This is a genomic window from Variovorax stachyos, assembly GCF_051400855.1.
Classification (GTDB): Bacteria; Pseudomonadota; Gammaproteobacteria; order Burkholderiales; family Burkholderiaceae_C; genus Variovorax.
The window spans coordinates 1-23,213 of record NZ_JBLFFN010000001.1; the positions used below are offsets into that span (position 1 = coordinate 1).

Sequence of the window (23,213 nt, forward strand, 5' to 3'; positions counted from 1 at the left end):
AGTAGGTCATCGTCAGGCTCTTACAGCCACAAAAAGCCCAGCCAGCAATGGTTGGGCTTTTTGCCTTTTAGCCACCCACCTCTGCCCACCACCCGCCCCAGCACCACCCCCGCCTCGAGCTATCAAGACGCGCCGCGCAATTCGTCCTTGTTCACGAGATTGGCTGTCGCTAGGCCACGAACGGCTATACAGATCGAAGTGGGCCCGCCTCCGCCCCATCGACAGCGATCGAGCCACTGCAGGCGGCGCTCAAGCAGTCGTGCCGGTGCGGAGCTGGCGCCGAAGAATCTTGCCGACGTTCGTTTTCGGCAGACTATCTCGGAACTCGATGTGCTTGGGCCGCTTGTACCCGGTCAGCTGATCGTTGCAGTAGCGCATCACGGCATCCTCAGTCAGCGTGGAGTCCCTGCGGACCACGAAGACCTTGATCGCCTCGCCTTGCTTCTCGTCTGGCACTCCGATCGCCGCGCACTCGAGCACGCCGGGGCACAGCGAAATAACGTTCTCGAGCTCGTTCGGAAACACGTTGAAGCCGCTCACGAGGATCATGTCCTTCTTGCGGTCGACAATCCGGCTGTAGCCGTCCTCCTGCATGACCGCGATGTCGCCGGTGCGCATGAAGCCATCGGCCGTGAACGCCGCTGCTGTCTCCGCCGGCTGGTTGTAGTAGCCGACCATCACATTGGGGCCCTTGATGCAGAGCTCGCCCGGCTCGCCAATTGGCAGCGACCGGCCCTCGTCATCCTTGATCGCGATTTCGATGCCCGGCAGGGGTAGGCCGATGGTGCCGGTGAAGGCAGTGTTAGACACTGGGTTGTTCGTTCCGATCGCGCAGGTCTCGCTCATGCCCCAGCCCTCGATCATTGGACAGCCTGTCGTCTCGAACCACTTGCGGGCCGTGCCCTCGGATGCGGCCATGCCGCCGGCCTGGGAGACCAGTAAGGTGGAAAAGTCCACTGTCTTGAACTCTGGGTGCACCAACAGCGCATTGAAGAGCGTGTTGACCGCCGGCAGCATGTGGAACGGCCTTTTCTTGAGCACAGCGATGAACTTGTCAATATCGCGTGGGTTGGGGATCAGCGTGAGATGCGATCCAAGACGAATCGCCAGCAAGCACAGTGTCAGTGCGAAGATGTGATAAAGCGGGAGCGCCGCGATGCTGTTGACCTTGGACGAGTCGCCTGCGCGCTCGAGCGCCGGCGTGAACCAGGCCTCGGCCTGCAGCGTGGCCGCGATGATGTTGCGGTGCGTCAGTACGGCACCCTTCGATAGCCCAGTGGTGCCTCCCGTGTATTGCAGGAAGGCGATCGAGTCGAGCGTGCTCGTGTCGGGTCCGAGCTTGAGCCCCTTGCCTTCGGCGATCACCTGCGGAAAGGGCGTCACAGTGCGGCCCTTGTCGAGCGGGAGCTTGTATGGAGGCACCATCTTCGCGAGATGCCGCACTGCCAGCGTGATCCAGGTGCCGTAAAGCCCGCCGAGCAGGTCACCCATCGAAGCGACGACTACATGCTTGATCGGCGTCTGCTCGATCACCTGTTCGAGTGTCGCCGCAAAGTTTTCGAGAATGACAATCACCGTCGCACCGGAGTCCTTCAACTGGTGCTCCAACTCGCGCGCGGTGTACAGCGGATTGACATTGACGCAGGTGTAGCCGGCGCGCAGCACTCCCGCCATGGTGACCGCGAACTGCGGCACGTTGGGCAGCATGATCGCCACGCGCGCCCCCGCCTCGAGCCCCCGCGCCTGAAGCCAGGCGCCCAGCGCCCTGGACAACTCGTCGAGCTCCGCGTAGCTCATCCACTTCTCCATGCACACCGAGAAGGGACGATTTGCGTAGCGTTCGAACGACTCCTCGAACAGGTGGGCCAGCGACCGGTATTGCTCCGGGTGCACCTCGTGCGGCACGCCCGGCGGATAGCTTTTCAAGACGGCTGATTGCATGCGAACTCCTTTGCCGCGGATTGTCGAAGCGAGCTCGGCGGTGCCGCCAGGGGGCTTGTCCCAGGGGCATCCCAGTTTTGTCGCGCATGCGATAGTCGCCCGCATGGTCGCGCGTCTTCAGCAATGCATCGTGTTGGCTTGGCTGCTGGTCGCTGCCGCGTGGACGGCCAGCTGGTGGCCGCACGCGCCCGGCATTGCCCTGGGCGGGCTTTTGACCTTGAGCTTGGCTCACGCGGCTTTCCTGGCGCTGGAGTTCATTGCGAGCTATCACGTCAGCAGACGAGACCCGTTAGGACGCGCCAGCGCAAGGCAGAGCGTACGGGCTTGGGTCGCCGAAAGCCGGGCGGCGCTGCGGGTGTTCTGCTGGCAGCAGCCGTTCCGCTCGCAAGCGGTGCCCGATCATTTGCCAATGAGCAGCGGTCGCCGCGGCGTTGTGCTGGTCCATGGCTTCCTGTGCAACCGGGGGTTCTGGAATCCCTGGCTGCGGGAACTGCGCGCGAGAGGCCACGCCTTCGTCGCCGTCGATCTCGAGCCAGTCTTCGACTCGATCGAGCGCTACGTGACGGTACTCGACGAAGCGATCTCACGCGTGACCGCAGCAACCGGACGCCCGCCGGTCATGGTCTGCCACAGCATGGGCGGCCTGGCCGCCAGAGCCTGGCTGCGCAGTGCCGATATGGCGCGCGTGCATCGCATCATTACGATCGGCACGCCCCACCGCGGTACCTGGCTGGCGCGCTTCGGCCATACCGTGAACGGACGCCAGATGCGAATCGACGGCGAATGGATGCGGCAAATGGAAAGCGCCTGCGGCAGCGCACCCGAAGTGCCGTTCACCTGCTGGTATTCGAACTGCGACAACATCGTGTTCCCGACTTCGTCGGCCACGCTTCCGGGCGCAGACAACCGGCTCGCGCCAGGGCGCGGCCATGTGGAAATGGCGTTCGTCTCGAGCCTGCGGCAGCAGACCCTCGCACTGCTCGACGACTGAAGAATCGTCGCCCTCAGAGAGACGATTCGCCCGGCAGCAGTACACCGGCCTCGATGTCGGGCTGTTGGGCGAGTGCCTCGTAGAGCGGCGTGAAATCAGGCGCCGTCAACTCGAAGAGCTGAGTGAAGCTGTCGATCACGAAGTAGTTGCGCTGGTAGGTATCGATCTTGTAGCGGGTACGCATGGCTCGCAGCAGATCGAGCGGCAAGCGCAGCGGCTCAGTACTGCGCACCGCGTGCTTCAGTTCGCCGACCGAGCTCAGGATGCCCGCGCCGTAGGCACGCAGACCCTCCGGCTGGCGGATGAGCCCGAACTCGACCGTGTACCAGTAGAGCCGCGCGAGCTTCTCGCCGGCGCCCAGGTCGTGCGCCTTGATACCGCCCTGCCCGTAGCGCTGCACGTAATCGGCAAAGGTCGGGTCGAAGAGCATCGGCACATGACCGAACAGATCGTGGAACACGTCCGGCTCGACGATGTAGTCGAACTCCTCCGGCTTGCGGATCCAGTCGGTGACCGGAAACTTGCGATTGGCCAGCAGCGTGAAGAAAGGCAGTTCCGGGATCAGCCCCGGTACCGCGACGATCTCCCAGCGGGTTGCCTTGTAGAGCCGCTCATTGATCTCGTCGAAGCGCGGGATACGGTCCTTGATGCCGAGCAGGGGCAGTGATTCGATGAAGGTGTCGCAGGCCAGTCCAGGCAACTGCGCGGCCTGCCGTTCATAGAGGCGCCGGTAGGTGTCGTGGTCGGCCGGCGTGTAGCTGCCCCAGTCCTGCGGGCAGGTGTAGTCGGTGAGCACGGCGCCGCCGCGCGAATAGTCGCCGCGCGGCGGCCGATCCGATTGACCATAGACAGCGGGCATGACCGCACCTGAAGGCGTCTCCATGGAAAGCTCCGAAAGGATGATTACTTGAGCCAGCGGTCCATGACGCGCTGGAACTCGCCGCCCGCTCTTGCCAGGTGCAGCCACTGGTCGACGTAGGCCTTGAATGCCACGTCGTCGCGCGGCAGCATCCAGGCCATCTCGCCGTACTGCAGCGGCTTATCGGGATTGATGGCGCACAAACCGGGCTTGAGCTTCTGCTGCGTGATCGCCTCGGCCGCCTCCGTCACGAAAACATCGGCACGGTTCGCGAGGATCTCGTCGAAGATCGTCACGTTCTCGCCGTGCATCGTGAGCCGGGCCCGCTTGAAGTTGGCACGTGCAAAGCGCTCGTTGCTGCCGCCGGGGTTGAAGATGACCCGCACCGCGGGCTGATCGATGGCGGCGACGCTCTGGTACTTGGCCACATCGGCACAGCGCGCAATCGGCGTCTTGCCGTTGATCATGTAGGGCGCGCTGAAGAAGGCGCGCTTTTGTCGCTCGGTGGTCACCGAGACTCCGCCCACGGCGAGGTCGCACTTGCCGGCGGCGAGATCGGGCAGCAGGTTGGCCCAGGTCGTCTTGACCCACTCCGGCTTCGCATTGAGGCTGCTGCCGAAGCTCGTCACCAGGTCTACATCGATCCCCTCGTAGCTCGCATCGGCCTTCTGGAAACTGAAAGGCTTGTAGTCGCCCGGCGTGCAGATACGCAGCACCCCAGCCTTCTGCACTGCATCGAGATGCGACGCGGCCGCGGCTTGCGGCTGCTGCTGGGCGTTCATCGCGCACCCACCGAGGGCGAAGACCGCTGCCGCGATCGATGTCGAACGAATCCAAAGGCTGGGGCGCATTCCTTGCTCCTGTATGTGATGGAGCAACTATTGTGCGGCGCTCAACACGCCACGACGCATCTGGTCGAGCTCGATGCTCTCGAACAGCGCCTTGAAGTTGCCGTTGCCGAAGCCGTCGTCCCCTTTGCGCTGGATGAACTCGAAGAAGATCGGGCCCAGCTGGTTCTCGCTGAAGATCTGCAGCAGCAGCGCGCCCTTCTTGCCATCGATCAGGATCTTGCGCTTGTGCAGTTCCTCGACGTTTTCGCCGTGGCCCGGGATGCGCTTGTCCACCAGTTCGTAATAGGTGTCGATGGTGTCGAGCAGCTTGACCCCGTTCGCGCGCAGCGCGTCCACCGTCTTGTACAGGTCGTCCGAGCCCATCGCGATGTGCTGGATGCCTTCTCCGCGATAGAGGTCCAGGTACTCCTGGATCTGGCCGGCCTGCTCCTTGCCTTCCTCGTTGATCGGGATGCGGATCTTGCCGCAGGGGCTGGTCATCGCCTTGCTCTTCACCCCCGTCACCTGGCCCTCGATGTCGAAGTACTTGACCTCGCGGAAGTTGAACAGGCGCTCGTAGAAGTCGGCCCACTCGTTCATGCGGCCGCGGTGCACGTTGTGGGTCAGATGGTCGATGTAGGTCAGGCCATTTCCTTCTGGCGCGAGCGCCTGCTGCGCCGTCAGTCCGGGCAGGGCTTCGAAGTCGACGTCATAGAAGCCGATGTTGCCGATGTCGCCCGGCTGCGCGCCGTTCTTGCCGCGCCAACGATCGACCAGGTAGATCAGGCTGTCGCCGATGCCCTTGATCGCCGGGATGTTCAGTTCACCAGGTCCGGCCTTGTCGGCAAAGCCCCAGGCACCGAGGGAGATGGCGCGTTCGTAGGCAGCCTTGGCGTCCTGCACGCGGAATGCGATGGCGCAGACGCTGGGTCCGTGCTGGCGCGCAAAGCGCTGGGCAAAGGAGTCCGGCTCGGCGTTCACGATGAAGTTGATCGTGCCCTGGCGATACAGCAGCACGTTCTTGTGGCGATGCTTCGCCACGGCCTTGAAGCCCATGCGCTCGAAGACCTGGCCCATGGCAGCCGGATCGGGCGCGGCGTATTCGATGAACTCGAAGCCGTCGGTGCCCATGGGGTTCTCCCACGGGGTGAAGGCGGGGGCGTCGGCGGTGCTCATGGGGTGTCTCCAGAAAGAGGTGGAAGGTTATTCAGTGTGGCGCGGCGGTCGCGCGAGCCGGTGTTGAACTGTAAAAGCGCACGCCCTCATGATTTCAGCGTATTCAGGCCTGGATAGACGCCACAACGCAGGAAAGCTGTAAAAATGCAGAAATGAACGCACTCGACAAGCTGGATCGACTGATCTTGCGCACCCTTCAAAGCGATGGCCGGGCCACCTACGACCAACTGGCCGAGAAAGTCAGCCTCTCGCCCAGCGCGGTCCTGCGGAGGGTCCGGCGCCTAGAGGAGACCGGCGTCATCGACCGCTACGTTGCGCTGGTCAAGCCTGAGGCGGTGGGCCTCGGTCTGACGGCATACCTCAACGTCCGCCTCGAGAAGCACACCGAAACCCACAAGCGCAACCCCATGGACCTGTTCCGTGCCAGCGTCCAGACCTGGCCGGAAGTGGTGGAATGCGCCGCCTTGACAGGGGATATGGACTATTTGTTGCGTGTCGTTGTCGCCGATATGGCGCACTACAGCCGTTTCATCATGGACACGCTGCTCAAGCATCCGAGCGTGGAAGACTGCAAGACCAGCTTTGTGCTGGACAGGGTGAAAGCCACCACCGCTGTGCCGGTATAGCAACAGGGAAGGGCATCGCCCGTCTTTCGCTTCGATTTTGTAATCTTATGAATTACTTTTTAGTCCTTGCGAGCTTGGTGGTTAGGGGAAAACCCTTATATTTGGGCCATGCATACCGCCAAGGCACTTCTCAAAGCCTCGCTCGGCCTCGGCTCCTTTTTGAAAGCGCCCATGGTTGAAGCTCAGCCCCGCGCCGCTGCGCCCGCTCCCGTCATGGTGCCGATCCGCTCGATCGGGCCACGAGAGCGCGATCGCATCGCGCAGCACCTGCTCGCGCTCAAGCCCCATGACCGTTACCTGCGTTTCGGCTATGCCGCCTCGGACGAGCAGATCCAGCGCTATGTCGACGGTCTCGATTTCGACCGCGACGAGCTCTTCGGCATCTACAACCGTCGCCTCGACCTGATCGCGATGGCGCACCTCGCCTTTGCCCCGGACGATCAGCTCAAGGACTGCGCCGAATTCGGTGTCTCCGTCGCAGAGCACGCACGCGGCCGCGGATATGGCGCCCGCCTCTTCGAGCGCGCCGTGGTGATCGCGCGCAACGAGGGCGTCGGCATGCTCTTCATCCACGCGCTGAGCGAGAACACCGCCATGCTCAAGATCGCGCGCAATGCCGGCGCCACCGTGGTGCGCAGCGGCTCCGAATCCGAAGCCCACCTGCAGTTGCCCAATGCCACGTTCGACAGCCGCATGAGCGAGATCGCGCTCGAGCACTATGCCGAGGTCGATTTCCAGCTCAAGACGCGCGCCAAGCAGTTCTGGGCCATTCTGGCCACCCTGCAGGAGATCCGCAGCGGCGTGCGCGCCGCGCGTGAGCAATCCTCTCCTTGAACGGCCGTTGCCGCAGGCGACCGGCGGAGCCCCGCGGAGCGGGTCCGTTCCGGTATCCTTGGGATTCCCCAACTTCGCCCTCCCGCAGTGGCTGACCCTCACCCCGACCGCGCGCCCGTTGAACGCGAGGACAAGCGCAGTTTCCTGCAGAAGCTCGCCGAGTTCATTCACCCCGGACCCGACTCGCGCGACGAGCTGATCGAAACCCTCGCCGACGCCGAAGACAACGACGTGATCGGCGCCGAATCGCGCGTCATGCTCGAAGGCGTGCTGCGCATGGCGGACATGAGCGCTGGCGACGTGATGGTGGCCGCGCCGCGCATGGACCTGGTCAACATCGATGCGCCTTACGAGTCGCTGCTCAATCTGGTGATCGACACGGCGCACTCGCGCTTTCCCGTCTACGAGGGCGAGAAGGAAAACATCATCGGCATCCTGCTCGCGAAGGACCTGCTCAAGCTGCAGCGCGCGCCGGGACTCAACATCCGCGCGCTGCTGCGTCCGGCCGCCTTCGTGCCCGAGAGCAAGGGCCTGAACGACCTGCTGCGCGAATTCCGGGGCAACCGCAATCATCTGGCGATCGTGATCGACGAGTTCGGCCGAGTGGCCGGGCTCATCACCATCGAGGACGTGCTGGAGCAGATCGTCGGCGAGATCGAGGACGAATTCGACATTGCCGAGGACGAGGGCGACATCTTCGGCCTGGCCGACCGCACCTACCGCGTCTCGGGCGACACCCCGATCGAGCGCGTGGCCGAGGCCTTCGGCATCGTCTTCGACGAGGAGATGCTGAGCGAGGACTTCGACACCATCGGCGGCCTGATCGCTCACGAGATGGGCCATGTACCCAAGCGCGGCGAGCACTATGCGCTGGGTGCCTTCGACTTCGTCGTGCTCCACACGAAGGGCGGCGCCGTGCGCTGGTTCAAGGTCTCGCCAGCGCGCGGCGACGACGCGGGCGATTGAAAACGTTGGTGCGCGCGCTGGGCTTCGGATTCGCGGGGCTCGCCCAGGCCGCCTCGATCGCGGCTCCCTGGAACGGCCAGCCATTGTGGTGGCTGCAACTGCTTTCGCTGGCCGCACTGGCCTGGCAGCTCGACGCGCTGCGGGATCGCACTGCACCGCGGCGCGCGTGGCGCAGTGCGGCGCTTTACGGTTGGTTGTTCTCGACCGCCTGGCTGTGCGGCACCTTCTGGTGGCTCTTCGTGTCGATGCACACCTACGGCGGGCTCCCCGCGCCGCTGGCTGCGCTGGCCGTGCTGGCGCTGTCTGCGGCCCTGTCGCTGTACTACGCCGCCGCGGCGGCCTTCTACGTCGCATTCGCGCCTGTCCACCGGGCGGGCGCCGTACTCCTGTTCGCCGCCGGCTGGACCTTGGCCGAGCTGCTGCGCAACAGCTTGTTCACGGGCTTTCCGTGGGGGGCGGGCGGCTACGCCCACGTCGATGGGCCGCTCGCGGCTTACGCGCCCTGGCTGGGCGCGTATGGCGTGGGTGCGGTCGCGGCTGCCATCGCCGCGCTCGCTGCAGCTGCGTTGCGCGCCGCGCGAGCCGGCACGCGGATGCGTGAACTGGGCGTGGCCCTGATCCTCCTGGCCGCGCCGGCGCTGTTCGCCGCCGTGCGCGGCACGCCTGACGACGCGGCGCTCTCGCGCGGCCGCATCGATGTGGCGCTGCTGCAAGGCAATATCCCGCAGGACGAGAAGTTCATCCCCAGTGGCGGCATCGCGACTGCGCTGCAGTGGTACGGCGAGCAGCTGCAGCGCGCCACCGCGCCGCTGGTGATCACGCCCGAAACCGCGCTGCCCCTGCTGCCTTCACAACTGCCCCCTGGCTACCTCGACGCCATCGCGGCGCGCTACGCGAACGGCTCGCAGACCGCGATCGTCGGCCTGCCGCTGGGCGATGGCCGCGTCTACACGAACACGGTGCTGGGCTTCGGTCCGGGGCGCAGTACGCCTTACCGCTACGACAAGCACCACCTCGTGCCCTTCGGCGAATTCGTGCCCGGCCTGTTCCGCTGGTTCACCGACATGATGAACATCCCTCTGGGCGACTTCCAGAGCGGCGGGCTCGCGCAGCCGCCGCTGCAATGGCAGGGCCAGCGCATCGCGCCCAACATCTGCTACGAAGACCTGTTCGGCGACGAGATCGGCGCCAACTTCCGCGACGAGGCAAGCGCCCCCACCATCCTGCTCAACGTGAGCAACATCGCCTGGTTCGGCGACACGGTGGCGATCGACCAGCACCTGGCCATCTCGCGCATGCGCGCGCTCGAATTCCAGCGGCCCATGGTGCGTGCCACCAACACGGGCGCCACCGCGGTGATCGATCATCGCGGCCGCGTCACGCACGCGCTGCCGCGTCTCACGCGCGGCGTGCTGGTCGCGTCGGTCGAAGGTCGCGCAGGGCTCACACCCTATGCGTCCTGGGTCTCGCGCTTTGGGCTGTGGCCGTTGTGGGGCCTGGCTCTCCTGATCTTGGTTGCCGCACCCTTCTTCACGCGGCAACAGGCCAGTCGCGCAGCTTCCCCGGGTTGAGCAAGCCCAGCGGATCGAAGCGCTTCTTGAGCTCGATCACCTCCGGGGGCAACGGCCCGCCGGCCTTGCCGTCCTCGACGATGTTGACGTGCGGGTTGTTGATGTGCACGCCGTGCTGCCGATGCAGGCGAATGATTTCGTCCAGCCGCTCCTCGTTCGTGAAGCGCACCAGCTGCAAGCCGCTGCAGGTCATCAGGCCAGCGGCGTTGCGCAGGAACTCCAGGTGCATCATGACCTCGCCCGCGAAGAGCTTTTCCATCTCGGCAACCTGCCGCACATGCTGCCCCGGCGTGAAGCCGCTCTGCAGATAGGTCAGGTTCCTGTCGACCTTCAGCGCATGCAGCGTCGTGTGGTTCCAGGTGAATTCCACCAGCGTGCGGTTGCTCTTGCGCACCTCCTCTGCGGTCTTGCGGTAGCTCATGCGCCCGCCGTGCGCGGCGACCAGCTCCAGCAGCGGGTCCTCGCAGGATTCGGCCACCAGCGAGAGCACGGCATGGCAGCCTTGCGGCAGGTGCTCGGCCAGCTGCGCCAGGTGATCAGGCACCGGGCTCCCGAAGAAGGCGATCTCGCGCTTGACGATGCCCGGGGCATGCGCGAGCAAGTCGGCGAAGCCCAGCGCCGCATCGAAGTCCTCGAAGACCACCAGGCTCTCGAGCCAGGGATGCGCGGGTGCCAGTCCCACTTCCAGTTCGAGCACCAGTCCGTTGGTGCCCCACAGGTGATGCATGCGCAGCGCTTCAGCGCCGCGCAGCTCGAAGACCTGCGGCTCGGCCTCGATCGTCATGGCCCGCACCCCCAGCACGTTGCCCGCCGCGCCCAGCGGCCCGAAGTTGATCGAGCCCACACCGCCGAAGCCTCCGCCGAAGAGGCCGCCCAGCGTCGCGCTGCGGTAGGTGGAGGGCACGCAGCGCAGCTCCTGGCAGGTGGGTCGCGTGTGCTTCTCGAGCTCGCCGAGCCGGATGCCGGCCTGCGCGCGCACCAGGCCGGGGCGCACCCATTGAATGGCGTTGTAGCCCGTCATGTCCAGCACCACACCGCCGGCGAGCGGGGTGGTCTGGCCATAGTTCCCGGTGCCGCTGCCGCGGATGGTGATCGGGATGTTGCGGCGCGCGCAGGCGCTCACCACGGCGCGGATCTCGTCCTCGGTACGCGGGCGCACCACCGCGTCGGCGCGCTTGTCCTTCAGCTGGCGCTGCAGCACCGGGCTGAACCACGAGAAGTCCTGCGACAGCCGCGCGATGCGGCTCTCGTCGGTGATCCAGTCGAGTTCGGGTAGTTCGAGATGCAGCTGCTCGACGGCGGAAACGGGGGCGTTCATGGAAAGAAGATCAGTCTTGAGAGAGTTCGCTCGCATGCCAGGAGCCCAGCGCGAGCTTGGTGAGCCAGGCCATCAGCACGAAGAGTGCGACGCCCGTCAGCGAGATCAACAGCAGGGCCGCGAACATGCGCGGGATGTTGAGCTGGAAGCCCGATTGCAGGATCTGGTAGGCCAGCCCGGCGCCGCTGCCGCCGGTGCCGGCCACGAACTCGGCCACGACCGCGCCGATCAGCGCCAGCCCGCTCGAGATGCGCAAACCGCCGAAGAAATACGGCAGCGCGCTCGGGATGCGCAGCCGCACCAGTTGCTGCCAGCGCGTTGCGCGGTTGAGCTTGAAGTAGCTCTGCAGATCCGGCTCGATGCTGCGCAGCCCGAGCGTGGTGTTGCTGATGATCGGAAACAGCGCGACGAGCGCGGCGCAGACCACCATCGCGGCCGTCGGGTTCTTGACCCAGATGATGATCAGCGGCGCCACCGCGACGATGGGCGTCACCTGCAGCAGCACCGCGTAGGGAAAGAGCGCAGTCTCGATCCGCTTGCTCTGCACGAACAGAAAGGAGATCAGCACGCCCGCGACCGTGGCCAGCACGAAGGACAGCAGGGTGATCTTCAGCGTGACCAGCAGGGCCGTGCCGAGCGGCACCCAGTCCGCGACGAGCGTTGTCGTCATCAGCCAGGGCGAGGGCACCAGGTAAGGCGGCAGCTCCATCGCGGTCACCAAGCCCTGCCACAGCGCCACCAGTGCCACGCCGACCAGCAGCGGGTAGAGCACGCGCTGCGCGCGCGGCTGCTGCAGAAGGGGCACTCGCCGGGTCGCAGCGCCATTCGCCTTCGGAGTGGCGGCGCGGCTCACTGGAGTACCTTCGCCTTCGGCTGCGGTGCTATTCGCCTTCGGAGCGGCCGTGCGGCTCATTGCGCTGCCTCGTCGTACGTGCCATCGCTGGCGCGCAGCAGGCTGTCCTGCAGCTGCTTCGCATAGCGGCTGAATTGCGGCGACACCATGAAGTCCGCGCTGCGCGGATAGGGCTCGTCGATGTGGAACTCCTCCACCACGCGGCCAGGCCGCGCGGCCATCATGACCACGCGGCTGGAGAGGAACACCGCCTCGTGGATCGAGTGCGTCACGAAGATCACTGTGAGCTTCTTCTTGCGCCACAGGTCGAGCAGCTCCGCGTCGAGCTTGTGGCGCGTGATCTCGTCCAGGGCGCCGAAGGGCTCGTCCATCAGCAGCAGGTCGGGCTGGGTCACGAGCCCGCGCGCGATCGACACGCGCATCTGCATCCCGCCCGAGAGCGCGCGCGGCAATGCGGTCGCGAACTTGTGCAGGCCCACCAGCTCCAGCGCCTCGGCCACGCGCGCATCGGCCTCCTTGCGCGCCACACCCGCCAGGTCCAGCGGCAGCCGCACATTGCTGCGCACGCTGGCCCAGGGCATCAGCGTGGGCGACTGGAACACGAAGGCCATCTTGTGCGCGCGGCTGTGCAGCTCGGCCACCGGACGGCGCCAGAGCAGCAGGCGCCCGTCGCTGGGTTCCAGCAACCCCGCCACCATCTTGAGCAGCGTGCTCTTGCCGCAGCCCGACGGGCCGAGCAGCGTGACGAACTCGCCCTCGGCAATGGCAAGGTCCACCGGCAGCAGGGCGCGCGTGCCGTTCGGATAGGTCTTCTCGGCCGACAGCAGCTCCACCGCGGGCGCAGCGGGTGCGGCCCGGGGTGCGAGCACGGCGGGTTCGATGCGGTTCATCGGATGCGGGCCCTGCACTTCAGGGAAGAACCTTGGCGTCCTTCACGAACTCGGTCGTGTAGGTCTTGGAGATCTCGACCTTGGCGGGGTCGAGCAGCTTGGCGCTCACCAAGAAGTCGTAGCTCGCCTTCGCACGCGCATCGGTGATCACGCCGATGCCCATCGTCGCCGCGTCGCCGCCCGTGACCATGCCCATCTCCTTGAGCTTGGCCACGCTGTAGGCCAGCTGGTCGTCCGTCATGTTGGGGTTGTCCTTCTTGATCAGGGCGTTGGCCGGCGCCGGGTCGGCGAGGTAGCTCTTCCAGCCCTCGGCCGAGGCCTTCACGAAGGCCGCCACCTGCCTGCTGCGCTCCTTCACCGTCTTGTCCATGCAGGTCACGGTGGTCGCGTAGGCCGGGAAGCCGTGGTCGCTGAACATCAGCACCGTGCTCTTCACGCCGGCCTTCTGGATCGCGTACGGCTCGGAGGTCAGGTAGCCCTGCTGCGCCGTGTTCTTGTCGGCCACGAAGGGCTGGATGTTGAAGGTGTAGGGCCGGCTCTGCTCGTCGGTGAGGCCGAACCTGGCCTTCAGCCAGGGCCAGTAACCGCGATTGGCCTGCGAGCCGATCAGGATGGTCTTGCCCTTGAGGTCCTCGAACTTCTTGACGTCGTCGTGCGCGATCAGCACCTGCGGATCCTTCTGGAAGAAGGCCGCCACGTTGACCACCGGCACGCCGCCTTCGCGCACCTGCATCATCTGGATGTCGCTCGAACCCATGATGCAGTCGGCCTGGCCGGCGGCCATCATCTGCGTGATGTTGACCTGCGGCCCGCCCATCTTGATCGTCACGTCCAGCCCGTACTTCTTGTAGATGCCCTGGGCGACGGCCTGGTAGAAGCCGCCGTGCTCGGCCTGCGCGTACCAGTTGGTCATGTAGGTGAACTTGTCTTGCGCGTGCGCCGTCGCGGCACTGGCGCAGGCAAGGACGGCGGCAGCGGCCAGGCGGCCGAGGCGGGAGGCGGATAGATCGCGCATGGTGAAGACCTCTTGAACGGGAAGGAAAGGTTGAAGAAAAAGTGGCGGTTGCAAGGAGCGCGCCTCAGGCCGCAACGGACTGGATGAAGCCTCGCTGGTGCCCCCGCTCCCAGGTCGCTTCCTCCCGCACCACCCAGCGCAGGGCATGCAGCTCGGTCAGCGCCTGCACCCAGCTGGCTGCCAGCGTGTCGAGGATCTCCTCGCCCTGCTCGCGCGTGGCGCTGGTGGGGTCGCCGATCACGCCGCTGGGCCCGAAGTCACGCGCGGTCCATGCGCAGGCCGGGCGGCCATCGGCCGACAGCAGCTTGATCGGGAAGGGTGGCGGGAAGTTGGCCGCCGCGTGCTCCATGTGCACCGTATCGGGCGCCAGTGCCAGCATCAGCGCGGTTTCGGAATGGCCGGCGTGCATCGAGAGCCTTTTCTCCTGCTCGCTGATCTGCTTGCTCGACGCATTGGGCAGGCGCGAGACGCCATGCGGCACGATGATGAAGTCGCCATGGCGCAGCCGCAGCTCGCGCGCCGCCATCTCCAGCACCTGGGGCTGGCCGCCGTGCCCGTTGGCGAAGAGCAGCTTGCGAAAGCCCGCCCGGTAGACCGATTCGCCGATCTCGGTCACGGTCGCGAGCAGGGTGGTGCCGGTGAGCGTGATGGTGCCGGGGAAGTGCAGGTGCTCCTCCGACTTGCCGTAGGTGATCGTCGGCAGCGCGAAGGCGCGCACCTCGGGCGGCAGGCGCTCGAGCGCCTTGCCCATCACGCCGGAGGCAATCACGCTGTCTACCGAGCACGGCAGGTGCGGACCGTGCTGTTCGATCGCGCCGCAGGGCAGCACGATCACCGTGTTCTCGCGGTCGGGCAGCGCGTCGATCTCGGTCCAGCTCAGATAGGGCAGGAAGCGGTGGGGCGGGATGTAGCCGTGCAGCATGGAGGCCTCGTGGTGGAGCGTGGTGAGAAGGAGGAGGGGCTCAGGCGAAGCGCGCCATCGCCTGGCCTACGCGCTGCAGGAAGCGCTTGAGCTGGGGCTCGGTTGCCACGTTCATGTGGTAGTGGGCGTGGTAGTCCACGCGCGCCTGGGGGCCGGTGAGGCGCCGCATGTAGCGCGTCACGATCTTGCGCGGCGGGTCGCCCATGTACCAGGCAACCCAGCGCGGCCGACCATAGGTCACCACGGCCGAGATGCGCTTGATGTGGGTCAGCATCGGCTTGACGTTGGCGGGATCGCTCAGGTCGAAAGCGACGCCGGGCATGAACAGGCGGTCGAAGTAGCCCTTGAGCATCGCGGGCAGGCCGAAGCACCAGGTCGGGAAGCAGAAGACGATCGCCTCGGCCCGGCGCAGGCGCTCGATGTAGGGCATGAGCGGCAGCTGGTTGCCCGGCACCTCGTGGTAGCCCAGGCGCTCCTCGCGCGAGAGGACCGGGTCGAAACCCTCGGCATAGAGATCCAGGTCGTCCACCTCGTGCCCCGCGGCCTTCAGGTTGCGCACCACTTCGTGGTGCAGGGCCGCATGGAAGCTGGTTTCGACCGGGTGGCAGTAGACGACGAGCACGCGCATGGGGATTTTTGACCGCTTAATCAGAGCAAGTGGTCAGGTTACGCAAGCGATGTGCCAGCTGTGGCGCACCGGAATGGTGAACGTTCGGCTGATTCGGACCCCTTGCGTGCGGTCGCGATGGGGCTCGGCGATTGGCACCGGCACGCCGATTGCCCTGCGGAAGCGACACTCGCTTTACCAAGACCCGCCGATGAAACCCGCCCGATTCGAGCTCCAGCAGATGCCTCCTGCGCCGCAGGACGCCGCGCCGCCCTGGTGGCGCCACGCGCTGATCTATCAGGTCTACCCGCTCTCCTTCCAGGACAGCGACGGTGACGGCAAGGGCGATCTGCCCGGAATCGCCGCGCGCCTGGACCATCTCTCATGGCTCGGGGTGGAGGCGGTGTGGCTCGGCCCCGTCCATCCCTCGCCGATGAAGGACTTCGGCTATGACATCGAGGACTTCACCGGCATCGACCCGGTTTTCGGCACGCTCGAGGATTTCGAGCGCCTGCTGGCCCTGCTCCATGCGCGTGGAATCCGGCTCATCCTCGACTTCGTGCCCAACCACACCTCGGACCGGCACCCCTGGTTCCAGGATTCGCGCGCTTCGCGTTCGAGTGCCAAGCGCGACTGGTACGTCTGGGCCGATCCCGCTCCGGACGGAGGGCCGCCCAACAACTGGCTCAGCCGCTTCGGAGGCAGCGCCTGGGCCTGGGACGAGGCTACGGGCCAGTACTACTACCACGCCTTCCTGAAGGAGCAGCCCGATCTGAACTGGCGCAACCCCGACGTGCGCGCGGCGATGTGCGAAGTGATGTGCACCTGGTTGCGGCGCGGGGTCGACGGCTTCCGCATCGATGCGGCCGCCGTGCTGGCCGAGGACCGGTACCTGCGGAACGACCCGCCCAACCCCGAGGCGGAGAAAGCGCCGCCGCCGGAGCGGTACAAGCGCGTCTACACCAACTACCGGCCCGAAGTGCTGGACTGGCTCGCCGAACTGCGCCACGCCGTCGAGCCTTTCGGAGACCGCGTGCTGCTCGGCGAGGTGGATACCTCGGGCGACCGCATCGCCGATTTCTACGGAAGTGCGCAGCGGCCGATCCTGCACCTGCCGCTCAACTACGGGCTGCTCGACGTGCCCTGGGAAGCCGAAGCGGTGCGCAGGATGCTGGAGGACTACTTCAAGCTGGTGCCTGCGCATGGCTGGCCGGACTGGGTGGTGGGCGGCCACGACAAGAAGCGCATGCGCGACCTGCGCGGTCCCGAGCACCTGCGTGTCGTGGCCATGTTGCTGCTCACCTTGCCGGGCACTGCCATCCTCTATGCCGGCGAGGAAATCGGCATGCGTGGAGCCCGGGTGGACGAGGTGCACGACCCTTTCGAGCGCCTGGTGCCCGGCTGGGGCCTGGACCGCGATCCGCAGCGCTCGCCCATCCAATGGGACGCGAGTGCCAACGCAGGCTTCACGCAGGGGCAGCCCTGGCTGCCGCTCGCGGAGGACTTCGAGCACTGCACGTCGCGGCGCAGCGCGGCGATGCCGGCTCGCTGTTGACGCTCTACCGGGAACTGATCCTGCTGCGCCGATCGGACCCGGCGCTGCGCGACGGCGTGCTCGAAGATCCGTTCTCGGCCGGCACGGTGCTCGGCTACACCCGACGCTTTCGAGACCGCCGCCTGCTCGTGCTGCTGAATCTGGGTGAGAAGCGGCAGATGGTGCCGCTTCCCGGCGGGTGCCGTGCCGACGTGCTTCACGCCACCACGCAGGCGCCTCACGCCACGCCGATGGATGGGGCCATGCCATGCGAAGGCCATGAAGGGCTCATCGTCAGCCTCGCCTGAGACCCCCCGACAGGGTGGCATTTGAGCTTTCAACAACCGATTGCCTTTTAGATCCAATCATTCAACTATGATTGAACTATGGAAGAAAACGACGTCGTACGAGCGCTTGGCGCTCTTGCCCAGCCGGTTCGGCTGCGAGTGTTCCGCAGCCTGGTCGTCGCCGGTCCCGAGGGATTGACCCCCGGCGCACTGGTCGAGGCGCTTGAGGTGCCCGCGACCAGCCTGTCCTTTCACCTGAAGGAACTCGTCAACGCCGGCCTGGTGTCGCAGGAGCGCCAGGGCCGCAACCTGATCTACCGCGCCGCCTTCGATCGCATGACCGCCCTGCTGGGCTACCTCACCGAGAACTGTTGCCAGGGGGAGGCCTGTCTTCCCGAGGGCGCGGCCGCCTGCAACAGCTGCTGAAAGGGAGAACCCTTGAAGCGCGCTCCCATCCCGTTCCCCACTTCGACCATCCCATCCATGACCGATACGATCCACAACGTGCTTTTCATCTGCACGGGCAACTCCGCCCGCTCGATCATTGCAGAAGGCCTGACCAACCACCTCGGCCGCTCGAGGTTCAAGGCCTTCTCCGCCGGCAGCCAGCCGAAGGGCGCAGTGCACCCGCTCGCCGTGGCGACCCTGCGCACCCTCCACGTCCCCGACGCGGACTACCGCAGCAAGAGCTGGGACGAATTCGCCAAGGATGGCGCACCGAAGATGGACTTCGTCATCACGGTCTGCGACCAGGCGGCCGGCGAAGTCTGCCCTTTCTGGCCCGGCCAACCGGTCACGGCCCACTGGGGCTTGCCGGATCCGGCTGCAGCGGAAGGCAGCGATGAAGAGAAAAAGCGGGCCTTCATGGATGCAGCCGTGACGCTGAAGCGACGCGTCGAGTTCATGCTTTCCTTGCCGCTCGACAAGCTGGAGCACATGGCCATCCAGCACGAGGTGCGCGAGATCGGCAAGCGTTGAAGCCCTCCATGAGCGCAGTGATCGAAACCCGGCCGCCGGGCGCGGCCTCCATGAGCGTCTTCGAACGCTACCTGACCCTCTGGGTGTTCCTGTGCATCGTCGCGGGCATTGCGCTTGGGCAATTGTTCCCCGCCGCCTTCCAGGCAGTCGGGCGGCTTGAAGTCGCGCGCGTGAACATCCCGGTGGGCGTGCTGATCTGGGTGATGATCATCCCGATGCTGCTGCGCGTCGACTTCGCGGCGCTCGGGCAGGTGAAGCAGCATTGGCGCGGCATCGGCGTCACGCTGTTCATCAACTGGGCCGTCAAGCCCTTCTCGATGGCCTTCCTGGCGTGGCTGTTCGTGCGCCAGGTCTTCGCGGGCTACCTGCCGCCCGAGCAGCTCGACAGCTACGTCGCCGGCCTGATCCTGCTGGCCGCGGCACCCTGCACGGCCATGGTCTTCGTGTGGAGCCGCCTGACCGGCGGCGATCCGGTCTTCACCCTGTCGCAGGTCGCGTTGAACGACACCATCATGGTGTTCGCCTTCGCGCCCATCGTCGGGCTGCTGCTGGGCCTGTCCGCCATCACCGTGCCCTGGGACACGTTGATCACCTCGGTGGCGCTGTACATCGTGCTGCCGGTGATCTTCGCGCAGCTGTTGCGCCGGCGGCTCCTGCGCGCCGGCCCGGCGGCCTTCGAGCGCGCCCTGCATCGCATCGGCCCGTGGTCCATCGCGGCGTTGCTGCTGACCCTGGTGCTGCTCTTCGCGTTCCAGGGCGAGGCGATCCTCAGGCAGCCGCTCGTCATCGCGATGCTGGCCGTGCCGATCCTGATCCAGGTCATCCTCAACTCCGGGCTGGCCTATTGGCTGAACCGAAAGCTCGGCGAGAAGCACAACGTTGCCTGCCCGTCGGCGCTGATCGGTGCCTCGAACTTCTTCGAACTGGCCGTGGCCGCGGCCATCAGCCTGTTCGGCTTTCATTCCGGCGCCGCACTGGCAACCGTGGTCGGCGTGCTGATCGAGGTGCCGATCATGCTGGCGGTGGTGAAGGTGGTGAATGCATCGCGGGGCTGGTATGAGTCCTGAGCTTCCGAACATCGACCCCGCCCTGTTCGACAGACCCGGCCTGGATCAGCTGATCCCGCCGCAGCGTTCCGCGCATGCGCCTCGGATCCTGCTGCTCTACGGCTCGGCGCGGGAGCGCTCCTACAGCCGGCTCCTGACCGAGGAAGCCGCCCGCCTGCTGCGTGCCATGGGAGCGGAGACCCGGATCTTCGATCCCCGCGGACTGCCGCTGCCCGACGACGCGCCGGAAGACCACAAGAAAGTTCGCGAGCTGCGCGAACTGGCGCAATGGTCCGAAGGCATGGTTTGGACCTCGCCCGAGCGCCACGGTGCGATGACCGGGATCATGAAGGCGCAGATCGACTGGATCCCGCTGTCGATCGGCGCGGTCCGGCCCACGCAGGGCAAGACGCTCGCGGTGATGGAGGTGTCCGGCGGCTCCCAGTCCTTCAATGCGGTCAACCAGATGCGCGTGCTGGGCCGCTGGATGCGCATGATCACGATCCCGAACCAGTCCTCGGTTGCAAAGGCATTCCTCGAATTCGGCGAAGATGGGCGCATGAAACCGTCGCCCTATTACGAGCGCGTGGTCGATGTGATGGAGGAACTGGTCAAGTTCACCCTGCTGACGCGCGACTGCGCCGGCTACCTGGTCGACCGCTACAGCGAACGGCGGGAGAGTGCAGCAGCGCTCTCGACGCGCGTCAACCAGCGCAGCCTCTGAGCGGGAAAGCCTTGCCCGGCCGCCGCACCACCACCTTGATGCTCGGCGTGGCGCAGACGCTCGCCTGGGCTTCCTCCTACTACCTCCCCGCGGTCCTCGCCGGGCCCATGGGCGCCGAGCTCGGCGTTTCCGCTTCCACGATCTTCGCGGCCTTTTCCCTCGCGCTCATCGTGTCCGCGGCGACCGGGCCCTGGGCGGGGCGCGCGATCGACCGCTTCGGCGGCCGGCCGGTGCTGGTCGCGAGCAACCTGGTGTTCGCCGCGGGCCTGGCCGGGCTCGCGCTGGCGACCCATGCCGTCCATGTCTTCGCGGCCTGGCTCCTGCTCGGCGTCGGGATGGGCAGCGGGCTGTACGAGGCCGCGTTCGCGACGGCAGTGCGCCTGCATGGGCGCGATGCGCGCGGCGCGATCACGGGTATCACGCTGCTGGCAGGCTTCGCGAGCACGGTGGGCTGGCCGCTCTCGGCCTGGCTCGAGGATGTCGCGGGATGGCGAGGCGCATGCCTGGCCTGGGCCGGACTGCACCTGGTCCTCGGCCTCCCGCTGAACGCGCTGCTGCCGCGGCCGCCTGCGGCGCACGCGATCCAGGCGGAGGACGGCAAGGCCGAGCAGGGCCGCACCGCTGCCCTCACGCCGGCGCAGCAGCGCCGGGCGGGCTGGATCATGGCCTACGTCTTCGCCGTCACCTGGTTCGTCAGCACCGCGATGGCCGCCCATCTGCCGCGGCTGCTGCTCGCCGGCGGGGCGACGCTCGCGCTGGCGGTGTCGATCGCGGCCCTGGTGGGGCCGGCACAGGTAGCGGGCCGGTTGATCGAGTTCGGCTTCCTCAAGCGTGCGCACCCGCTGCTGTCGGCGCGCCTGGCCACCCTGGCGCACCCGCTGGGTGCGCTGTGCCTCGGGCTGTTCGGCATGCAGGCAGCGGCGGCCTTCGCCGTGCTGCACGGCCTGGGCAATGGCATCCTGACCATCGCCATCGGCACGCTGCCCTTGCTGATCTTCGGGCCCCAGGGCTATGGGCAGCGCCAGGGCCTCCTGATGGTGCCGGCGCGGATCGTGCAGGCCGGTGCGCCCTTCCTGTTCGGCCTGGCGCTGGAGCGCTGGGGTGCCGGCGCGCTCTGGCTCTCCGCCGGCCTCGGCCTGTCGGCCTGCGCCGCCCTGCTGGCCATGAAGCTGCCGCCGGCACCGGCGCGGCGATCGGCCGACTCGAGGCCGGTGGAGGATGCCGTCGCCAACCGCTGAGTCGCGCCGGCACGGCCGGCGCGGCGAATCAGCGCTCGATCCCGCAGCCGCCCAGCACGAAGGCGACCAGCTCGCGCGCGATCGGCTCGCGCTCGATCGGCGCATCGGGCGGCAGGCCCAGCATCACCCGCGTCTGCAGGGCGTAGTCGGCGTAGCTCTGGGTCATGGCCCAGATGTGCATCAGCAGCAGGCGCGCGTCCAGCGGCCGCATCTGGCCGCGCGCGATCCAGCCGTTGATGATGTCCACCTTCTTTTGCGTCCAGGCGCGTGCGTTCGGCCAGTAGCGTTGCAGGTTGCGCCCGCCGTCCAGCACTTCGCGGGTGAAGATGCGCGAGATCTCGGGGTTGTCGAAGGCATGGTCCAGCTTCTTGCGGATGTAGTCCTCGAGCACCGGCCCCGGCGCGCTGGCGTGCTCCTCGAAGGCGAACACCACCTTCCAGTCGTGCAGCACCTGCATCAGCAGCTCCTCGTAGAGCTCCTCCTTGCCGGCGATGTAGTAGTGCAGCTGCGGCTTGGTCAGGCCGGCGCGCGCCGCGATCGCCTGGGTGGAAGTGCCTTTGAGCCCGTGCAGGCTGAACTCGGCGATGGCCGCGCTGCGAATGGCGGCCAGGATGCGCTCGCGGCCCGGTCGTGCGCGCGACAGCGGGCCTTCGGGGGCCGGCATCTGCTGCGCCGGCCCGGCCGCGGCGGGAATGGTGGGACTGCTCATGGGTGGGGCGGCGCTGCCGCGTGGGCGATGGTAGCGCTTCGTCCCTGGCTGCCTCGGCCGCCGGCATTGCCCCATGCGCAGGAAGCATTTGGCGCGCGAGACGGTGCCGCGGGCTTCCGGTATCGTCCTTGCGCTTCGTGAAATTCTTCACGCCAACAGGAGCCCCCATGTTTTTTGCCCCCCGCTTCCGTGCCTTCGCAGCCGCCGCGGCGTTGACGGCCGCCGCCGCCATCGCCCATGCCCAGCAGGCACAGCCCAACGTCGTGATCCTCGCGACCGGCGGCACCATCGCCGGCGCCGGCGCCTCGGCCGCCAACAGCGCCACCTATGCCGCTGCCAAGGTGCCGGTCGACAAGCTGATCGCCGGCCTGCCCGAGATCTCCAAGGTCGCCAACGTGCGCGGCGAGCAGGTGTTCCAGATCGCCTCGGAGAGCTTCACCAACGACAACCTGATGGTGCTGGCCAAGCGCGTCTCGGCGCTCGCCAAGCAGGCCGACGTCGACGGCATCGTGATCACCCACGGCACCGACACGCTGGAGGAGACCGCCTATTTCCTCAACCTGGTGGTGCGCACCTCCAAGCCCATCGTGGTGGTCGGCTCGATGCGCCCGGGCACGGCGCTGTCGGCCGACGGCGCGCTCAACCTGTACGACGCCGTCAACGTCGCCGCCAGCAAGGACGCGTCCGGCAAGGGCGTGCTGGTGACCATGAACGACGAGATCCAGAGCGGCCGCGACGTCAGCAAGGTGGTCAACATCAAGACCGAAGCCTTCAAGAGCCAGTGGGGCCCGCTGGGCATGATCGTCGAGGGCAAGAACTACTGGTTCCGCGCGCCGGTGAAGCGCCACACCACCCAGTCGGAATTCAACATCGACGAGATCACGGCCTTGCCCGCTGTCGACATCGTCTACGGCTACGGCAGCGTGCCCCCCACGGCCATCGATGCGCTCGCCAAGAGCGGTGTCAAGGCGCTGGTCCATGCCGGCACCGGCAACGGCTCGGTGGCCGACCGCATCGTGCCCGTGCTGCAGAAGCTGCGCGGCGACGGCGTGCAGATCATCCGCAGCTCCCGCGTGCCCGACGGCTTCGTGCTGCGCAATGCCGAGCAGCCCGACGACAAGTACGACTGGGTGGCGGCGCACGACCTGAAGCCGCAGAAGGCGCGCATCCTCGCGATGGTGGCGCTGACCAGGACCAACGACCCGAAGGAATTGCAAAGGATCTTCTGGGAGTATTGAACCCGCGGGGCTTCCCGCCTTGCCCGACGGCCGCAGCGGCGCAAGCCCTGCGGCCGCCGT

General features: G+C 66.6%; 24 protein-coding genes. 13 read left to right on the forward strand and 11 right to left on the reverse strand.

Translation table 11 applies throughout. The features are described from left to right. Positions 1-249: 249 nt before the first annotated feature. Complete coding sequence (locus ACMGEZ_RS00005; RefSeq protein ID WP_436820200.1) at positions 250-1,941, reverse strand: AMP-binding protein; 1,692 nt, start codon at positions 1,939-1,941, stop codon at positions 250-252. Between the two features lie 103 nt (positions 1,942-2,044). Here ACMGEZ_RS00005 and ACMGEZ_RS00010 point away from each other — a divergent pair, with 103 nt between their 5' ends. Next, positions 2,045-2,932 carry an esterase/lipase family protein gene (locus tag ACMGEZ_RS00010; protein ID WP_436820201.1) on the forward strand — a complete coding sequence of 296 codons (888 nt, stop codon included), beginning with the start codon at positions 2,045-2,047 and terminating at the stop codon, positions 2,930-2,932. A 13-nt stretch (positions 2,933-2,945) separates the two neighbouring features. On the opposite strand, the gene phhA is transcribed toward ACMGEZ_RS00010, so the two are convergent. The 3 genes from phhA to hppD are packed head-to-tail and all read right to left on the reverse strand — an operon-like array spanning position 2,946 to position 5,797. After that, entirely contained in the window at positions 2,946-3,815 is an 870-nt protein-coding gene (gene phhA / locus ACMGEZ_RS00015) for a phenylalanine 4-monooxygenase (RefSeq protein ID WP_436820202.1), read from the reverse strand. 20 nt (positions 3,816-3,835) lie between these two features. Then, positions 3,836-4,642, reverse strand: coding sequence for a transporter substrate-binding domain-containing protein (locus ACMGEZ_RS00020; protein WP_436820203.1), 807 nt, complete (start codon positions 4,640-4,642; stop codon positions 3,836-3,838). 27 nt (positions 4,643-4,669) lie between these two features. Continuing rightward, complete coding sequence (gene hppD / locus ACMGEZ_RS00025; RefSeq protein WP_436820204.1) at positions 4,670-5,797, reverse strand: 4-hydroxyphenylpyruvate dioxygenase; 1,128 nt, start codon at positions 5,795-5,797, stop codon at positions 4,670-4,672. Positions 5,798-5,949: 152 nt separating this feature from the next. Between hppD and ACMGEZ_RS00030 the strand changes: the two genes are divergently transcribed. The 4 genes from ACMGEZ_RS00030 to lnt all read left to right on the forward strand — a co-directional run bounded on the left by ACMGEZ_RS00030 (position 5,950) and on the right by lnt (position 9,794). Then, complete coding sequence (locus tag ACMGEZ_RS00030) at positions 5,950-6,423, forward strand: Lrp/AsnC family transcriptional regulator (protein WP_436820205.1); 474 nt, start codon at positions 5,950-5,952, stop codon at positions 6,421-6,423. Between the two features lie 108 nt (positions 6,424-6,531). Then, a complete protein-coding gene (locus ACMGEZ_RS00035; protein WP_436820206.1) occupies positions 6,532-7,257 on the forward strand; it encodes a GNAT family N-acetyltransferase in 726 nt (241 codons plus the stop codon). 87 nt (positions 7,258-7,344) lie between these two features. Further along, entirely contained in the window at positions 7,345-8,223 is an 879-nt protein-coding gene (locus tag ACMGEZ_RS00040) for a CorC family transporter (protein ID WP_436820207.1), read from the forward strand. Then, the gene (lnt, locus tag ACMGEZ_RS00045; protein ID WP_436820208.1) at positions 8,220-9,794 is read left to right on the forward strand and encodes an apolipoprotein N-acyltransferase; all 1,575 of its coding nucleotides are present in this window, start codon (positions 8,220-8,222) and stop codon (positions 9,792-9,794) included. Before ACMGEZ_RS00040 ends, lnt begins: the two co-directional genes overlap by 4 nt. Here the strand turns inward: lnt and ACMGEZ_RS00050 are convergent. From ACMGEZ_RS00050 to ACMGEZ_RS00075, 6 genes are all read right to left on the reverse strand, one after another. Beyond that, positions 9,754-11,112, reverse strand: coding sequence for an FAD-binding oxidoreductase (locus tag ACMGEZ_RS00050; RefSeq protein ID WP_436820209.1), 1,359 nt, complete (start codon positions 11,110-11,112; stop codon positions 9,754-9,756). The genes lnt and ACMGEZ_RS00050 overlap by 41 nt on opposite strands. 10 nt (positions 11,113-11,122) lie before the next feature. Further along, entirely contained in the window at positions 11,123-12,025 is a 903-nt protein-coding gene (locus tag ACMGEZ_RS00055; protein ID WP_436820210.1) for an ABC transporter permease, read from the reverse strand. Then, positions 12,022-12,855 (reverse strand): ABC transporter ATP-binding protein, encoded by an 834-nt coding sequence (locus ACMGEZ_RS00060; protein ID WP_436820211.1) that lies wholly within the window; start codon positions 12,853-12,855, stop codon positions 12,022-12,024. The genes ACMGEZ_RS00055 and ACMGEZ_RS00060 overlap by 4 nt, the downstream gene beginning before the upstream one ends. A 19-nt stretch (positions 12,856-12,874) precedes the next feature. Next, positions 12,875-13,870, reverse strand: a complete 996-nt coding sequence (locus tag ACMGEZ_RS00065) for an ABC transporter substrate-binding protein (protein WP_436820212.1) — start codon at positions 13,868-13,870, stop codon at positions 12,875-12,877. A gap of 64 nt (positions 13,871-13,934) precedes the next feature. Beyond that, positions 13,935-14,792, reverse strand: coding sequence for a creatininase family protein (locus ACMGEZ_RS00070; protein WP_436820213.1), 858 nt, complete (start codon positions 14,790-14,792; stop codon positions 13,935-13,937). A gap of 40 nt (positions 14,793-14,832) precedes the next feature. Beyond that, entirely contained in the window at positions 14,833-15,420 is a 588-nt protein-coding gene (locus ACMGEZ_RS00075) for an NAD(P)H-dependent oxidoreductase (protein ID WP_436820214.1), read from the reverse strand. Between the two features lie 190 nt (positions 15,421-15,610). Between ACMGEZ_RS00075 and ACMGEZ_RS00080 the strand changes: the two genes are divergently transcribed. The 7 genes from ACMGEZ_RS00080 (at position 15,611) to ACMGEZ_RS00110 (ending at position 21,206) form a co-directional block, all read left to right on the forward strand. Further along, positions 15,611-16,954: an alpha-amylase family glycosyl hydrolase gene (locus tag ACMGEZ_RS00080; protein ID WP_436820215.1), complete on the forward strand. Its 1,344-nt coding sequence runs from the start codon at positions 15,611-15,613 to the stop codon at positions 16,952-16,954. Further along, entirely contained in the window at positions 16,951-17,241 is a 291-nt protein-coding gene (locus ACMGEZ_RS00085; protein WP_436820216.1) for a DUF3459 domain-containing protein, read from the forward strand. Before ACMGEZ_RS00080 ends, ACMGEZ_RS00085 begins: the two co-directional genes overlap by 4 nt. Before the next feature lie 78 nt (positions 17,242-17,319). Next, a complete protein-coding gene (locus ACMGEZ_RS00090) occupies positions 17,320-17,646 on the forward strand; it encodes an ArsR/SmtB family transcription factor (protein ID WP_436820217.1) in 327 nt (108 codons plus the stop codon). 57 nt (positions 17,647-17,703) lie between these two features. After that, entirely contained in the window at positions 17,704-18,198 is a 495-nt protein-coding gene (locus ACMGEZ_RS00095; protein ID WP_436820218.1) for an arsenate reductase ArsC, read from the forward strand. 8 nt (positions 18,199-18,206) lie between these two features. After that, positions 18,207-19,265, forward strand: coding sequence for an ACR3 family arsenite efflux transporter (gene arsB, locus ACMGEZ_RS00100; RefSeq protein WP_436820219.1), 1,059 nt, complete (start codon positions 18,207-18,209; stop codon positions 19,263-19,265). Then, complete coding sequence (gene arsH / locus ACMGEZ_RS00105) at positions 19,255-19,968, forward strand: arsenical resistance protein ArsH (protein WP_436820220.1); 714 nt, start codon at positions 19,255-19,257, stop codon at positions 19,966-19,968. The genes arsB and arsH overlap by 11 nt, the downstream gene beginning before the upstream one ends. Before the next feature lie 11 nt (positions 19,969-19,979). Next, complete coding sequence (locus ACMGEZ_RS00110; RefSeq protein WP_436820221.1) at positions 19,980-21,206, forward strand: MFS transporter; 1,227 nt, start codon at positions 19,980-19,982, stop codon at positions 21,204-21,206. Positions 21,207-21,234: 28 nt separating this feature from the next. Here the strand turns inward: ACMGEZ_RS00110 and ACMGEZ_RS00115 are convergent, their stop codons facing one another. Continuing rightward, a complete protein-coding gene (locus tag ACMGEZ_RS00115; protein ID WP_436820222.1) occupies positions 21,235-21,915 on the reverse strand; it encodes a TetR family transcriptional regulator C-terminal domain-containing protein in 681 nt (226 codons plus the stop codon). Between the two features lie 167 nt (positions 21,916-22,082). On the opposite strand from ACMGEZ_RS00115, the gene ACMGEZ_RS00120 reads away from it, so the two are divergent. Then, positions 22,083-23,153, forward strand: coding sequence for a type II asparaginase (locus ACMGEZ_RS00120; RefSeq protein ID WP_436820223.1), 1,071 nt, complete (start codon positions 22,083-22,085; stop codon positions 23,151-23,153). The last annotated feature ends 60 nt before the right edge of the window (positions 23,154-23,213 follow it).

What these genes read in the sequence shown, in the direction of transcription:
- ACMGEZ_RS00005 (WP_436820200.1), bottom strand. Translation starts at nt 1,941, where the DNA reads ATGCAATCAGCCGTCTTGAAAAGCTATCCGCCGGGCGTGCCGCACGAG.
- ACMGEZ_RS00010 (WP_436820201.1), top strand. Translation starts at nt 2,045, where the DNA reads ATGGTCGCGCGTCTTCAGCAATGCATCGTGTTGGCTTGGCTGCTGGTC.
- phhA (WP_436820202.1), bottom strand. Translation starts at nt 3,815, where the DNA reads ATGGAGACGCCTTCAGGTGCGGTCATGCCCGCTGTCTATGGTCAATCG.
- ACMGEZ_RS00020 (WP_436820203.1), bottom strand. Translation starts at nt 4,642, where the DNA reads ATGCGCCCCAGCCTTTGGATTCGTTCGACATCGATCGCGGCAGCGGTC.
- hppD (WP_436820204.1), bottom strand. Translation starts at nt 5,797, where the DNA reads ATGAGCACCGCCGACGCCCCCGCCTTCACCCCGTGGGAGAACCCCATG.
- ACMGEZ_RS00030 (WP_436820205.1), top strand. Translation starts at nt 5,950, where the DNA reads ATGAACGCACTCGACAAGCTGGATCGACTGATCTTGCGCACCCTTCAA.
- ACMGEZ_RS00035 (WP_436820206.1), top strand. Translation starts at nt 6,532, where the DNA reads ATGCATACCGCCAAGGCACTTCTCAAAGCCTCGCTCGGCCTCGGCTCC.
- ACMGEZ_RS00050 (WP_436820209.1), bottom strand. Translation starts at nt 11,112, where the DNA reads ATGAACGCCCCCGTTTCCGCCGTCGAGCAGCTGCATCTCGAACTACCC.
- ACMGEZ_RS00055 (WP_436820210.1), bottom strand. Translation starts at nt 12,025, where the DNA reads ATGAGCCGCACGGCCGCTCCGAAGGCGAATAGCACCGCAGCCGAAGGC.
- ACMGEZ_RS00060 (WP_436820211.1), bottom strand. Translation starts at nt 12,855, where the DNA reads ATGAACCGCATCGAACCCGCCGTGCTCGCACCCCGGGCCGCACCCGCT.
- ACMGEZ_RS00065 (WP_436820212.1), bottom strand. Translation starts at nt 13,870, where the DNA reads ATGCGCGATCTATCCGCCTCCCGCCTCGGCCGCCTGGCCGCTGCCGCC.
- ACMGEZ_RS00070 (WP_436820213.1), bottom strand. Translation starts at nt 14,792, where the DNA reads ATGCTGCACGGCTACATCCCGCCCCACCGCTTCCTGCCCTATCTGAGC.
- ACMGEZ_RS00075 (WP_436820214.1), bottom strand. Translation starts at nt 15,420, where the DNA reads ATGCGCGTGCTCGTCGTCTACTGCCACCCGGTCGAAACCAGCTTCCAT.
- ACMGEZ_RS00080 (WP_436820215.1), top strand. Translation starts at nt 15,611, where the DNA reads ATGAAACCCGCCCGATTCGAGCTCCAGCAGATGCCTCCTGCGCCGCAG.
- ACMGEZ_RS00090 (WP_436820217.1), top strand. Translation starts at nt 17,320, where the DNA reads ATGGAAGAAAACGACGTCGTACGAGCGCTTGGCGCTCTTGCCCAGCCG.
- ACMGEZ_RS00095 (WP_436820218.1), top strand. Translation starts at nt 17,704, where the DNA reads ATGACCGATACGATCCACAACGTGCTTTTCATCTGCACGGGCAACTCC.
- arsB (WP_436820219.1), top strand. Translation starts at nt 18,207, where the DNA reads ATGAGCGCAGTGATCGAAACCCGGCCGCCGGGCGCGGCCTCCATGAGC.
- arsH (WP_436820220.1), top strand. Translation starts at nt 19,255, where the DNA reads ATGAGTCCTGAGCTTCCGAACATCGACCCCGCCCTGTTCGACAGACCC.
- ACMGEZ_RS00115 (WP_436820222.1), bottom strand. Translation starts at nt 21,915, where the DNA reads ATGAGCAGTCCCACCATTCCCGCCGCGGCCGGGCCGGCGCAGCAGATG.
- ACMGEZ_RS00120 (WP_436820223.1), top strand. Translation starts at nt 22,083, where the DNA reads ATGTTTTTTGCCCCCCGCTTCCGTGCCTTCGCAGCCGCCGCGGCGTTG.